Here is a 13,558-nt window from a genome sequence, read left to right on the forward strand (position 1 = left end):
AAGCCCCGAATCGACGCTCAAGCGCCCTCCCCGGCAGCCGATAGCCCGGGGACAACAACAATATCTGCCAGACCCAAGAGGTCCCTAATGCTGCTACGCAACTGGAACATCGCCCCACGCGCTGCCTTCGGATTCGGTTTGATCGCCTTGATGGTGGCGTTCCTTGGCATCTTCTCGCTCGCCACCATGTCGAGCATTCGCGACCGAGCTACCACCATCGAAACCGACTGGGTACCAAGCATCCAGGCCGTCGGGTCGATTCGCGAAAACATGCTGCGCATTCGTACCATTTCCCTGCGCGTAGCGCTGGACCCCAACCCGGCAAACGTCGACACCTATGTGGGCCAGTACGAAGCGCGTAACAAGGTGCTGGAACAGAACATTCGCGACTTCGAACCTTTCGTGGATACGCCGGACGAGCAGCGCATCTATGACCAGTTCCGCAAGGACTTCGCCGCTTACCAGCGCGGTATGGCTGATTCCTTCGTGCTGGCACGCCAGGGCGAGCGCGATGCCCTCAATAAGCTGCTGCTGGTCGACATGAAGCCAGTGGTGGATGGCACCGGCGCGCAGCTCGCCGAGCTCGGCGAGATCTACAACAAGGGCATCGCACAGGAGGGAACAGTGTCGGCGAATGAATACGCCAGCTCCCGACTGGTCGTCATCACCGTGATTCTGCTCTCCGCACTGATCACCGTGCTGCTGGCCTGGCTACTGACGCGCAGCATCGTCGCGCCGCTCAAGCACGCCGTGCAGGCGGCCCAGCATGTGGCCAACGGTGACCTGACCAAAGTCATTCAGGTCGAAGGGCGCGACGAAGTCAGCCAGTTACAAACTTCACTGGCGCAGATGCAGGGTCGCCTGCGCGAAACCCTGGCTGAGATTTCCGGCTCCTCGACGCAACTCGCCGCCGCGGCCGAAGAGTTGAACGCAGTGACCGACGAAGCCGGTCGTGGCCTGCAACGCCAGAACGACGAGATCGAGCAGGCCGCTACCGCCGTCAACGAAATGAGCGCTGCCGTCGACGAAGTGGCGCGCAACGCGGTGTCCACCTCGGAGGCTTCCAAGGCTGCCAACCACTCCGCCCAACTGGGTCAGAGCCGGGTTGCAGAAACCATCACGGCGATCAGCGATCTATCCGGCGAGGTGGAAAGTACCTCGGCGCTGGTACAGCGTGTGGCCGAGCAGTCCCAGGAAATCGGCAAGGTACTGGACGTGATTCGTGCGATTGCCGAACAAACCAACCTGCTGGCTCTCAACGCCGCCATAGAGGCGGCGCGGGCAGGCGAATCGGGCCGCGGCTTCGCCGTGGTGGCCGACGAGGTGCGGGCACTGGCCCACCGCACCCAGAACTCGACACAGGAGATCGAGCAGATGGTCTCCGGCATGCGCACCGGCGCCAGCCAGGCGCTGACCTCCATGCAAGCCAGCAACGGCCGTGCGCGCGAAACCCGCGAGCTGGCCCAGAGCGCGGGCACCGCACTGGGCGAGATCACCAGCGGCATCAGTGAAATGTATGAACGCAACCTGGTGATCGCCAGTGCGGCTGAAGAGCAGGCGCAGGTGGCCCGCGAAGTGGACCGCAATTTGGTGAACATTCGCGATCTGTCGGTGCAGTCAGCCACTGGTGCCCACCAGACCAGCGCCTCGAGCAACGAGCTGTCACGCCTGGCAGCCGACCTCAGTCGCCTGGTGGGTCGCTTCAACGTTTGAACGCAGCGCCCAGAAACGAAAAAGGGATCGCCGAGGCGATCCTTTTTTCATGCAGCGACTGCGTAGGCCAGTCTTACAGCGACTGATCCCACGGACGATCACCGTGCTCGTCTTTAATGCGCGTCGGCAGGCCCATCACGTCCAGCGCCTTGAGGAACGGCTCGGCCGGCAGCTCTTCAACGTTGACCATGCGCCCTGCATCCCACTCGCCACGGGCGACCAGCAGTGCAGCCGCGACTGGCGGCACACCGGCGGTGTAGGAAATGCCCTGGCTATCGGTCTCGGCAAAGGCTTCTTCGTGGTCGGCTACGTTGTAGATGAACACTTCGCGGGCCTTGCCATCCTTGGTGCCCTTGACCAGGTCACCGATGCAGGTCTTGCCGGTGTAGCCAGGCGCCAGGGAAGCCGGATCCGGCAGCACGGCCTTGACCACTTTCAGCGGCACCACTTCCAGGCCCTCGGCGGTTTTCACCGGTTGCTCGCTGAGCAGGCCGAGGTTGTTCAGCACGGTGAACACGTTGATGTAGTGCTCGCCGAAGCTCATCCAGAAGCGCACGTTGGGCACGTCCAGGTTCTTGGAGATCGAGTGCACTTCATCATGACCGGTGAGGTACAGGTTCTGGGAACCTACAACCGGCAGGTCGTCGGTGCGCTTGACCTCGAACATGCGGTTGCTCGTCCACTGGCTGTTCTGCCAGCTGTAGACGGTGCCGGTGAACTCGCGGAAATTGATTTCCGGATCGAAATTGGTCGCGAAATACTTGCCGTGGCTGCCGGCATTGACGTCGAGGATGTCGATCGACTCGATCTTGTCGAAATGCTGTTGCTGGGCCAGGGCCGCATAGGCGTTGACCACACCCGGATCGAAACCGACGCCGAGAATGGCCGTGATGTTCTTCTGCTGGCATTCCTCGAGGTGTTTCCACTCGTAGTTGCCATACCAGGGCGGGGTTTCGCAGATCTTGCCCGGTTCTTCGTGAATGGCGGTGTCCAGATAGGCCACGCCGGTATCGATGCAGGCACGCAGCACCGACATGTTGAGGAAGGCGGAACCGACGTTGATGACGATCTGCGATTCGGTCTCGCGGATCAGCGCCTTGGTCGCCTCGATGTCCAATGCATTGAGCGAGAAGGCCTGGATGTCGGCGGGAACCTTGAGGCTACCCTTGGCCTTGACGCTGTCGATGATGGCCTGGCATTTGGAGATGTTCCGTGACGCGATGGCAATACGACCGAGTTCGTCGTTGTGCTGCGCGCACTTGTGGGCCACCACCTTGGCGACACCTCCTGCACCAATGATAAGGACGTTCTTCTTCAATTGTTTCACCTCCAGGGTACTGCGCTCGTTGATAAAGGTGCTGCGGTATTACGACAGGCTCGACAGGTAATCGTCGAAACCGAATTCACGAACCACCTCGACACTGCCGTCGAGCTGCTTGACCACGATGGCGGGCATCTTCAGGCCGTTGAACCAGTTCTTCTTGACCATGGTGTAACCGGCCGCATCGACGAACGACAGGCGGTCGCCGATCTGCAGCGGTTTCTCGAACTGGTATTCGCCGAAGATATCGCCGGCCAGGCAGGATTTGCCACACACCATGTAGGTGTGTTCACCCTCGCTGGGCGCCAGTTTGGCATTGAGGCGGTAGATCAGCAGATCGAGCATGTGCGCTTCGATGGAGCTGTCGACCACGGCCAGGTGCTTGCCGTTGTAGAGCGTGTCGAGCACGGTGACTTCCAGCGAGGCGCTGCCAGTGATCGCCGCTTCGCCCGGCTCCAGGTAGACCTGCACGCCGTACTTCTCGGCGAAGCTCTTCAGGCGCGCGCAGAAGGCATCCAGCGCATAGCCTTCGCCGGTGAAGTGGATGCCGCCGCCGAGGCTGACCCACTCGACCTTGTGCAGCAGATCGCCGAAACGCTCTTCGATGTGCGACAGCATCTTGTCGAACAGGCCGAAGTCGCCGTTCTCGCAGTTGTTGTGGAACATGAAGCCGGAGATTTGCGAGATCACCGCTTCGATCTTTGCCGGGTCCCACTCGCCCAGACGGCTGAACGGGCGCGCCGGGTCGGCGAGCAGGTAGTCGGAGCTGCTCACCTGCGGGTTGACGCGCAGGCCGCGCACCTTGCCCTCGGACTGCTCGGCGAAACGCTGCAGTTGGCCGATGGAGTTGAAGATGATCTTGTCGCAGTTCTCCAGCATCTCCTCGATTTCGTCGTCGGCCCAGGCCACGCTGTAGGCGTGGGTTTCGCCGGCGAACTTCTGGCGGCCGAGCTTGAGCTCGTACAGCGAGCTGGAGGTGGTGCCGTCCATGTACTGCTGCATCAGGTCGAAGACCGACCAGGTGGCAAAACACTTGAGGGCCAGCAGCGCCTTGGCACCGGAGTGTTCACGCACGTAAGCGATCTTCTCCATGTTGCCAAGCAGCTTCTGTTTGTCGATGAGGTAGTACGGCGTTTTGATCATTGCGCAGTCCGTAATAAAGGTCGGCCAACAGGAGCCCGCCAGCCTCCTGGAAAAAGCGGACGCGAATTGTGCCGACAACCGCCACAGTTCGAAAGGCCGTTGAGCATATTTTGTCCATTTACGGATATTTCATGGCGAACTGGGCACATTACCCGGCGATTCGACGCCGAGCATGCCGCTCGCTGATGACGCCCGCGTGACAATGCAGGCGCCCCTCGGTTTCCCGTACAATCGGCGTTTTTTCGCAAGCGAGCGACCGTCCCGCGATGATCGACCCCAAACGCGTATTGCGCGCCCTTGCCGAGCACTGGGCCCTGCTCGAACCGCTCGGTGAACGCTTCGACGCCGGCACCCTGAGCCTGGTGGAACTGCGCAACCAGCTGACCGCCCAGCTGCCGCCGCAGAGCACCGCGGTGGATGTCACCGCCCTGCTCGACCAGTGGATCCGCCTGGATATCCTGGTGCCGGTGGCCAAGAGCCCCAACCGCTTCGAGCTCAACGCGCAGATTCACGACTTCCTGTCCTACCTGCGCCGCGAGCACCGCCTCGGCCTGTGCCTGGAAATCGAAGCCTACCTGCGCCACCTCGAGCGCCTGGCCGGCCACATTCAGGACGCCTTCGAGATCCGTGACGGCAACGACCTCGCGCGCCAGTTGCGCCTGCTCGACATGCGCGTGCGCGACGTACTGAAGAAGCTCGGCAACGACGAGCAGGCGCTGATGGGCGTGGCCGAACGGGCCAAGACCAGCGACCGGCAGATTCCCCTGCGTCAGCGTTACGCCGAAGTCCTGGCCACCTGGGATGAATACGTCGAACCGATGATCCAGCTGGTCGCCGCCGATGGCGCCTTCGAGCAAGGCGTGCGCCGCGTCGAACAGGTGCTGCTCAAGCTGCTCGGCGAACAACAGCGCCTCGGCCAACTGGTCGACGATGACCTGTTGCTGCGCACCCATGCGCGCATCCTGGAAATGCAGACCCACGCCCAGCTGACCCTGCGCAAGGCCCGCGAGCTCTTGCTACCGCTGCGCGAGGAGGCCCGCCGCCACAATGCCGTGACCCGCGGCGCGGCGCTGGCCCTGTCGGTGATCCGCAAGAAAGGCATCGACGCCGTTCCCCAAGCGGCAATGCCGATGTTCACCCGGCCGCAGAGCAACTTCCTCGGCAGCGCCTCGCAGGTCGAAGCCTACGTCTATGCCCTGGCGCGCTTCGAGGCCAAGCCCAACCACTTCCCGAAAGCCAGCGGCAAACGCAAGGGCGACAACCCGCGTGCGCCGAAAACCGCCCGGGAAATGATCGACCGTTGCGAGCAGTCACTGCCGCTGCCGGACCTGATGACCTGGCTGCTGGAGCAGGAGCCCGAGGGCGCCACCGATGAGCTGCTGTACTGGTTCTCGCGCCTGTCGCGCGAAGGCCGCTTCCAGCGCGATCGCCTGGAACGCCAGACCTACCTGACTCGCGAGCATGAAATCAGCATCAGCTCCTATGCCCTGGTGGGTCGTCCCAGTGCCTGATTTTTACGTAGGGTGGACAACGCTTTTTTTGTCCACCACAGACCATCCCGAATTTCTGGCAAGAGCCGGCGTTGCCCTGCTCCCCGCTCCAGTTGCCAACGAGCACCGCATATGAATATCGACCTGAAAGAAATGACCCAGCTCGCGGCCGCGTTTCGCGACCTGTTCAAGGGCTACCACATCTCGCGCAGCGAACCGGAGTGCTACGCCCAACTGTCCAGCATGCAGGACCAGTATCGCGCGCTGTTCCGCGCCCTGGGCTTCGAGCTTGTGTGCGATCCGCGCGGCTTCTACTACTTCGTGCCCGAGCAGGCCGCGCCGCAGGTCAACAAGACCGCTCAGCGCCTGGCGCTGTTCACCTTCATCCTGGTCGAGCACCTGGCCGATCAGGGCCGTGATCCGCTCTCCGTACTCGATGGCGGCACCATCGGCCGTGACGAGTTGCCGGCGCTGCTCGACAAGTACCGCGACCTGTTCCTGCAGGCCGAAGTCACCACCCACGAAGAGCTGGAAGACAAGGTCATTCGCCGCCTCACGCAACTTGGTTTCGCCGAGGACAGCAATGGCGTGTACCGCTTCCTGCCGCCGATGCACCGCTTCCTCGACGTCTGCCTGTCCGTGCAACACGACCGCGACCTGGCCGCCAGCCTGCACAGCACCGACCTGCCGCTGCCGGCCCCGGTGCTGATCGACGACGACAGTGGCGACCCGATCATCACCCTCGACGACGTCGAAGAATCCGAAGAAGAGGCCATGGCCCGCGCCCTGGCCGAAGAGCGCGCCGCACAGGAGCAAGACGCATGACCCAGGAACGCTACGGCATCCGCCGCTTCGCGCTGCTCAACACCGCCGGCTACAGCCTTGGCCTGTTCCCGCTGGAAAACCCGTTGTCGGTGTACGGCGCCAACAACCTCGGCAAGTCGGCGTCGATCAACGCCCTGCAGTTCCCGATCCTGGCGCGCATGTCGGACATGAGCTTCGGCAAGTACAGCCTCGAGCAGTCGCGCAAGTTCTACTTCGCCACCGACACCAGCTACATCCTCGTCGAAGTCGCCCTGCCCCACGGCCCGCACGTAATCGGCGTGGCCGGTCGCGGCCCGGGCGGCGGCTTCGGTCACCAGTTCTTCGCCTACCAGGGCGAGCTGGATCTGGATCACTACCAACACAACGGCACCTGTCTGCGCCAACGCGAGCTGTTCAAGAATCTTGGCCAGGCCGGCATCACCGCCTACGAGCTCAAGCCCGACGAACTGCGTCGCCTGCTGGTCGGCGGCCACACCAGCATCCCGCTGGACCTGACCCTGATCCCGCTGCGCTCGACCAGCGAGCAGAGCCTGAAGACCTTCCGCGCCCTGTTTATCAACCTGCTGCACATGCGCGAGATCACCGCGGCGAAGCTGAAACAGCTGTTTCTCGATGCCTTCGAGCACAGCCTGCGCTCGGGTAGCGTCGACTACATCGCTGCCACCGAAGAAGCCTTCCGCGACGTACGCCGCATGGAGCAGGACTACCAGGCCCTGGTCACTGCCGGCCCCCTGATCGAAGCCCTGGCATCCGGCGTCACCCAGCGCGAACAGCTGCGCGGCAAGCTGCATCGCCTCTCGCCGCTGCTCGACAACCTGCTGGGCACCTGGCACGACTACGCCGATGCCCGCAAGGAAGAGCTGGTCATCCAGGCCGAGCACTACCGGGGCGAGCAGGACAGCCTGCAGAACGATCAGCGCGGCGGCACCCAGGAACTGATGCGCATGGAGCGCGAGATCAGCGAGATCCAGCGCTGGCTCGGCGAACTGGCAGTGCTGAAGAACCGCTTCGCCCTGGTCGATGACGTCAAGGTGCTGGAGGCTCAACTGTTGGCTGCCAAGGATGCCCACGACGAGCTGGCCGGCGCCCTGGCGCAGTCCCGTCAGTTCTCCAGCGAAGACCTGGACGAGCGCCTGCGCGAGCTGGAGAAACGCCTCAAGTCGGTCAAGCAGCAGCTCGACCACGCTGACAACAACAGCTACTCGCGTCTGCGCGAAGAGTTCTCCCAGGCCGATGTCGATCGCCTGATGCGCCTGTTCAACGGCCAGCTGTTCAGCCTGCCACTGGGCGAAAAAGGCATCCAGCTCGACGACGGCGATGTGTGGGTCAAATCCCTGGAAGCCATTCTCGACGGCTTCAAGGGCGAGCGCTTCCAGGTGCCCGGCCTGGATATCGACCTCTCCAACATCGAGCCCCCGGCCCTGCAGGCCCTCGCCGACCGCGCCGCCTTGCGCGATCAGAAGGACCGCCTCGATCGCGAATACAAACAGCTCAAGACTCAGCAGTCGGTCGCCGCTGACCGCGCTGCCAGCAAGGCCCAGGCCGAGCAGCTGTACCAGGCCGTGCTCGACGCCCAGAAGGCGCTGGAAGACTTCCGCCGCAGCCAGACGCTGAGCGCCGAGGAGCCGCACAAGCTGGAGAAACTGGCCCAGCTGGAAGCCGCCCAGGACGAACTCAAGCGTGCCAGCGACGCCTTCACCGAGCGCGTCCAGCAGCTCTCCGCCAAGCTGCAACTGATCGGCCGGCAGATCGCCGACCTGGAAGCCAAGGAGCGCACCCTGGAAGACGCCCTGCGCCGTCGCCAGCTGTTGCCCGCAGACCTGCCCTTCGGCACACCGTTCATGGAGCCGGTCGACGACTCGCTGGACAACCTGCTGCCGCTGCTCAACGACTACCAGGACACCTGGCAGGGCCTGCAGCGCATCGACGGACAGATCGAGGCGCTGTACGCCCAGGTGCGCCTCAAGGGTGTCGCCAAGTTCGACAGCGAAGACGACATGGAGCGCCGCCTGCAGCTGCTGGTCAACGCCTATGCTCACCGTCAGGACGAAGCCCTCACGCTAGCGAAGGCCAGACGTGCGGCAGTGACCGACATTGCCCGTACCCTGCGCAACATCCGCAGTGACTACGACAACCTCGAGCACCAACTGGCACTGTTCAATCGCGAGATCAACAAGCGCCAGGTCTCCAACCTGCAAAGCTTCCGCATCGTGCTGGCGCCAAACAAGGATGCCCTGCGCCATATTGACCAGATCATCCACAGCGCTGGCCAGTACGAAGAAGGCGAAACCCTGTCGGTGTTCGACCTGACCCAAAACGCCGAGCAGGACGTCAAGAACGAAGAGGCCAAGGATTACCTGTCGCGCCTGGTCGCCGCCAACGGCAACCAGCTGGGCCTCAAGGATCTGTTCGAGCTGGCCTTCGAGATCACCAAGGTGCACGGCCAACCGGTGATCCACACCGACATCGATGGCGCCGCTTCCAACGGCACCACGATGACCATCAAGGCGCTGACCAACATGTACCTGTTGCTGCACCTGATGGATCGCGACCAGGCCGGCAGGGTACGCCTGCCCTACTACCTCGACGAGGCCGCGGACATCGACGAGCGCAACCAGCAGGCGCTGATCGAAACCAGCCTGCAACTGGGCTTCGTGCCAATCCTCGCCTCGGTAAAACCCCAGGTCTCGGCCACCGTGGCCATCGATCTGGAAGGTGGCAGCGGCCCGAACGGCATCTACATCGACGAGGCGGACTGGAAGTACATCAAGCGCCGCGAGCAGGTCGAAACACCGACCAGCAGCGACCAGGAAGCCGTCGAACCGGCTTGACCCTGCCGCCGTAACGCAAAAGGCCCGCGAAATACGCGGGCCTTTTTGTTTCACCGTAGTTGAAGGCTTGCGAGCCAGAGCCTGCTGTTAACACCGCAAGGCCGACGCGCAGCTGCCTTCATTTGGGCAAAGCGATTTTCGGTGCCCATTGCAGCCACTCCGGCTGCGCCTCATCGAACAGCGCAAAGGTTTGCCCCGGTACCGCCGCATTGCCGGTCGGGTCTGGTGTCGCGAAGGCCACGCCACCGGCAACCAGTGTCTCCACCGACTCGGTACGCACCTGAATGCCTTTGAACAAACCAAAATCGACGCCGAACCCGGAGCTACTCCAGAAGCGACTACCGGTATGCACCAGGCTGGAATAGCGCGGCTCGATAAGGATATGGATCAGCACCCGGTCAGCCGTGGCGCCCAGCTCATACTGAGTAACCTTGCCCACCTGCACTTCGCGATAGGTCACGGGTGAACCGGCCTTCAACGAGCCGCGACGCGGAGCACTGAGCACCAGACGCAGGCCCGGCTCCTCGGCCACCTGTTCGGGCGGCTGCTTGAGCGCCACGAAATCGGTTTGCCGTCCGCCGCCCTGGTTGGCGGGCTGCACTTCGATGTACTGCCCACCGATCAGGGTATCCAGGTTGGCGGCGCCGGTCAGGCCGATCTCGGGCTTGACCACCCAGAAGCGCGAGCCCGATCGCAACACCTGCTGTGCAGCGGTAGTGATGCGCCCGTGCAGCATCACCGCCTGCAGGTCGCCGGTCAGCTCGACGCGTTCGATCTTGCCGATCTGCAGGCCCTTGTAGCGAATCTCGGTGCCTGGCGAGAGGCCGTCGCCACGTTCCACCCGAATGCTCAGAGCGTCACCACTCTTCATCGACGCCTCACGATCAGCGTACAGATTGAAGCGTTGCACGCGCTTAGGATCGGCAGGCGCCTTGAGGTCGTCGGTCTCGAAGGCGATGCCTCCGGACATCAGCGTTTGCAGCGACTCGCTCTTGACCTCGATGCCGGACAAACCGCCCTTGAGGGTGATGCCGCTGACATTCCAGAACCGCGTGGTGCGGTTCACCAGGCTGGCGTATTCAGGCTCGATATGCACGCCGAGCACCACCTGCTTGTTGTCGCGCGCGAGCTGGAAACTCTGCACCGAGCCGACCTTCATCTGCCGGTAGAGAATCGGGCTACCGACATCCACCGAACCGAGGGTGTCGCTGAACAACACCAGGTGCAGGCCTTCGGCGCCGAGATCCAGCGGTGGCGCCTTGGTCCGGGCGACGAAATCACGGCGTGGTGGCCCGCCCAGCTCGCCCGGACGAATGGCGATGTAGTTACCTTTGACCAATGCCTCCAGCCCGGTGATGCCGGCCAGGGAGATCGACGGCTTGACCACCCAGAACTGGCTGCCTTCGACCAAGTAATCCTCGGCGAGTGGGTCCATGGCCAATTCGGCAGTGGCGCTCTTCAGATCCGGGTCGACCTTGAGGGTCTTCAGCAAACCGGCCTGAATCCCCTTGTACATGACTGGCGTGCGCCCGGCCTGCAGCCCTTCGAAGTCAGTCAGTTTGACTACTGCCTTGATACCGGCCTGGGCAGCGTCGAAGTCCTCATAGAGACGGAAGGGTTTACTGGGGTCGGTAGGCGGGCTGTCCTTGCGATGCTCAGGTGTGGCGAAGGCAATACCGCCAGCCACGATGCTGGCCAACGACTCACTGCGAACCTTCACGCCCGAGAAGTTGGCGTCGATGCTGATGCCGCTGGCATTCCAGAAACGCGTATGTTTGCGTACCAGATGGGCATAGGCCGGCTCGATAAAGACCTTCACCTCTACCGACGTCTGATCGGCAGCCAGCTCGTAATCTTTCACCCGGCCAACCTGGATCTGCTTGAAGAACACCGGGCTGTCACGATTGAGCGAGCCCAGCCGCTCGGCCTTGAGGGTCAGGTGCAGGCCGGGCTGCTCATCGGAAAGCGGTGGCGCCTGAGCCAGGGCCTGGAAGTCATAGGCCGGCTCGCCAGTACCCGGGCTGAAGGCGATGTAGTTACCGGATACCAGGGTTTCCAGTCCGGTAATCCCGGCCAGGCTCACGCTTGGCTTGACCAGCCAGAAACGCGTGCCAGTGCGCAACTGGGGTTCGATATCCTTGTTCATCTCCAGCGTGGCAATCACCCCACGTTGCTTGTCGCTCTTGTCCAGCGTCAGGCTGGTGACCTTGCCGACCGACATGCCCTTGAAGACCACTTCGGTCTTGCCAGCCTCGATGCCCTCGCCGCTGGCGAAGACCACCTGAATCTCGACACCGGCTTCGCTGTAGGCGCGCCATGCCAGCCAGCCGCCGATAAGCAGCGCGATCAGCGGCAATACCCAGATGGCAGACCAGTTGGAAGCTGGACGCGTCCTGGCGGTGGGCAGATCATTCATGGTCGTCATCCGATTCCGTGTTATCCCAAATCAACCGAGGGTCAAAAGTCAGTGCTGCCAGCATGGTCAGGATCACCACAGTGGCGAATGCCACCGCCCCCACTCCCGGTTCGACGCTGGCCAGACTGCCGAACCGCACCACCGCCACGAGAATGGCAATGACGAAGATATCCAGCATGGACCAGCGCCCAATCCATTCGATGAAGCGGTACATCAAGATACGTTGGCGAGCCGACATCGGCTGATGTCGCTGTACCGAATACAGCAAAAGACCGATGCCGACCAACTTGAAGGTAGGCACCAGAATACTGGCCACGAACACGACGATGGCAATCGGCGCCATGCCATTCTCGACCAAGGTAATGACGCCCGACATGATGGTGTCAGGCTGCCCTTTGCCGAAGGAATTGACCGTCATGATGGGCAGCACGTTCGCAGGAATATAGAGAATCGCGGCAGTAATCAGCAGCGCCCAGGTGCGCACCAGGCTATTGGGCCGACGCTCATGTATCCGCCCTCCGCAACGCGTGCAGAACTGGCGTTTCAGCTCGGGCTGATGACGATTGAGCTGGTGGCATTCGTGGCAGATGATCAACCCGGCATCAATGGCGCGCATGGCGATCCTCCCCGGCCAGCGCTTCCCATATCTGGTGAGGCGACATGGTGACCTCCAACCAGACCTGTACGAGCAACAACGCGATGAAACAGAAGAGCCCCAAGCCAACGGACAGCTCGGCGAGATCCGCCAGCTTGACGATGGAAACCAGGATGCCGATCAGGTACACCTCGAGCATGCCCCACTCACGCATATGGTGGTAAATGCGATAGAGCAGCAAGCCATAGCCACGGCCCATGTTCAGGCAGATGCTCAGCAGTACCAGCAGCTGGCAAAGCAGCTTCAGCAGCGGAACCGCCATGCTGCATAGGAACACCACTACGGCGATGCTCTGCATGCCGCTGTCGTACAGCCCAAGCACGCCGCTCCACACCGTGTCATGAGAGGACTGCCCGAGCATGCTCATCTGCATGATCGGCTGGAAATTTGCGGGGATATAGAGAAGCAACGCAGCCAGCACCAGAGCAAGACTACGGCGTATTACCTGTGGGCGGTGGTTATACAGTTCGTAGCCACAGCGCGGGCACTCGACACGCTCACCATCGCCAATCACCGGGCGATGCATCAGCAGATCGCACTCATGGCAGGCAACCAGCTCCCTCAGCGGGACTTCAGCTAACGACTGTTGAGCGGCCGACTCGGGCATGGTTGGAGTTCTCAAAAATGTCGCCCATTCTAAATGAGACCCTGCAAGCAACGCACCGTTATACCGATTATCTGCGCGACAAACATTACCCCAGCGTTACGTCGGCCAACTTGGCTGTGCGGCGATTTAGGTAGTTGCGGCTTACCGAGGAGCCCCCGCCGAGCTCTCCTGGCGCTGCCGGCTCTCTAGTTTTCCGCGGCCCCTAAAAGACGAAACCCCAGATCTCTATTGAGATCTGGGGTTTCTAGTAGAAGCTTGACGATGACCTACTCTCACATGGAGAAACTCCACACTACCATCGGCGATGCATCGTTTCACTACTGAGTTCGGGATGGGATCAGGTGGTTCCAACGCTCTATGGTCGTCAAGCAAACTGGTTGCTGCTTCGGGGTTTAGCCGCTGCAGCGAATTGGGTATGTGATGTCAGTTGGTATTACGTGTTCTCGCAAATTTTCGGCATTACTGTCGACTTCTACCGTCTAACAGCCAAATTGTTTGGGTGTTATATGGTCAAGCCTCACGGGCAATTAGTACTGGTTAGCTCAACGCCTCACAAC

The 13,558-nt window shown here is 61.9% G+C and carries 9 protein-coding genes and 1 rRNA gene; 4 read left to right on the forward strand and 6 right to left on the reverse strand.

The window, feature by feature from the left end:
* Nucleotides 1–87 precede the first annotated feature (87 nt).
* Complete coding sequence (locus tag BUC40_RS22110) at nucleotides 88–1,713, forward strand: HAMP domain-containing methyl-accepting chemotaxis protein (RefSeq protein ID WP_073268925.1); 1,626 nt, start codon at nucleotides 88–90, stop codon at nucleotides 1,711–1,713.
* Between the two features lie 73 nt (nucleotides 1,714–1,786).
* Here BUC40_RS22110 and BUC40_RS22115 read toward each other — a convergent pair whose 3' ends face one another.
* Complete coding sequence (locus BUC40_RS22115; RefSeq protein WP_027906075.1) at nucleotides 1,787–3,031, reverse strand: saccharopine dehydrogenase family protein; 1,245 nt, start codon at nucleotides 3,029–3,031, stop codon at nucleotides 1,787–1,789.
* Nucleotides 3,032–3,079: 48 nt separating this feature from the next.
* Nucleotides 3,080–4,177, reverse strand: a complete 1,098-nt coding sequence (locus BUC40_RS22120) for a carboxynorspermidine decarboxylase (protein ID WP_073268927.1) — start codon at nucleotides 4,175–4,177, stop codon at nucleotides 3,080–3,082.
* A 266-nt stretch (nucleotides 4,178–4,443) separates the two neighbouring features.
* Between BUC40_RS22120 and mksB the strand changes: the two genes are divergently transcribed.
* The 3 genes from mksB (at nucleotide 4,444) to mksF (ending at nucleotide 9,323) form a co-directional block, all read left to right on the forward strand.
* The gene (gene mksB, locus BUC40_RS22125; RefSeq protein WP_073268929.1) at nucleotides 4,444–5,688 is read left to right on the forward strand and encodes an Mks condensin complex protein MksB; all 1,245 of its coding nucleotides are present in this window, start codon (nucleotides 4,444–4,446) and stop codon (nucleotides 5,686–5,688) included.
* A 111-nt stretch (nucleotides 5,689–5,799) separates the two neighbouring features.
* Nucleotides 5,800–6,492 carry an Mks condensin complex protein MksE gene (mksE, locus tag BUC40_RS22130; protein ID WP_073268931.1) on the forward strand — a complete coding sequence of 231 codons (693 nt, stop codon included), beginning with the start codon at nucleotides 5,800–5,802 and terminating at the stop codon, nucleotides 6,490–6,492.
* Nucleotides 6,489–9,323, forward strand: a complete 2,835-nt coding sequence (mksF, locus tag BUC40_RS22135) for an Mks condensin complex protein MksF (protein ID WP_073268932.1) — start codon at nucleotides 6,489–6,491, stop codon at nucleotides 9,321–9,323. The genes mksE and mksF overlap by 4 nt, the downstream gene beginning before the upstream one ends.
* A 118-nt stretch (nucleotides 9,324–9,441) precedes the next feature.
* On the opposite strand, the gene BUC40_RS22140 is transcribed toward mksF, so the two are convergent.
* From BUC40_RS22140 to rrf, 4 genes are all read right to left on the reverse strand, one after another.
* Complete coding sequence (locus BUC40_RS22140) at nucleotides 9,442–11,739, reverse strand: PqiB family protein (protein WP_073268934.1); 2,298 nt, start codon at nucleotides 11,737–11,739, stop codon at nucleotides 9,442–9,444.
* A complete protein-coding gene (locus BUC40_RS22145; protein WP_073268936.1) occupies nucleotides 11,732–12,355 on the reverse strand; it encodes a paraquat-inducible protein A in 624 nt (207 codons plus the stop codon). The genes BUC40_RS22140 and BUC40_RS22145 overlap by 8 nt, the downstream gene beginning before the upstream one ends.
* Complete coding sequence (locus tag BUC40_RS22150) at nucleotides 12,342–13,001, reverse strand: paraquat-inducible protein A (protein WP_073268938.1); 660 nt, start codon at nucleotides 12,999–13,001, stop codon at nucleotides 12,342–12,344. Before BUC40_RS22150 ends, BUC40_RS22145 begins: the two co-directional genes overlap by 14 nt.
* Nucleotides 13,002–13,254: 253 nt before the next feature.
* Nucleotides 13,255–13,370: ribosomal RNA gene (gene rrf, locus BUC40_RS22155) — 5S ribosomal RNA — on the reverse strand.
* Nucleotides 13,371–13,558: the final 188 nt, after the last annotated feature.

It is taken from the genome of Phytopseudomonas punonensis, assembly GCF_900142655.1.
Lineage (GTDB): Bacteria > Pseudomonadota > Gammaproteobacteria > Pseudomonadales > Pseudomonadaceae > Aquipseudomonas > Aquipseudomonas punonensis.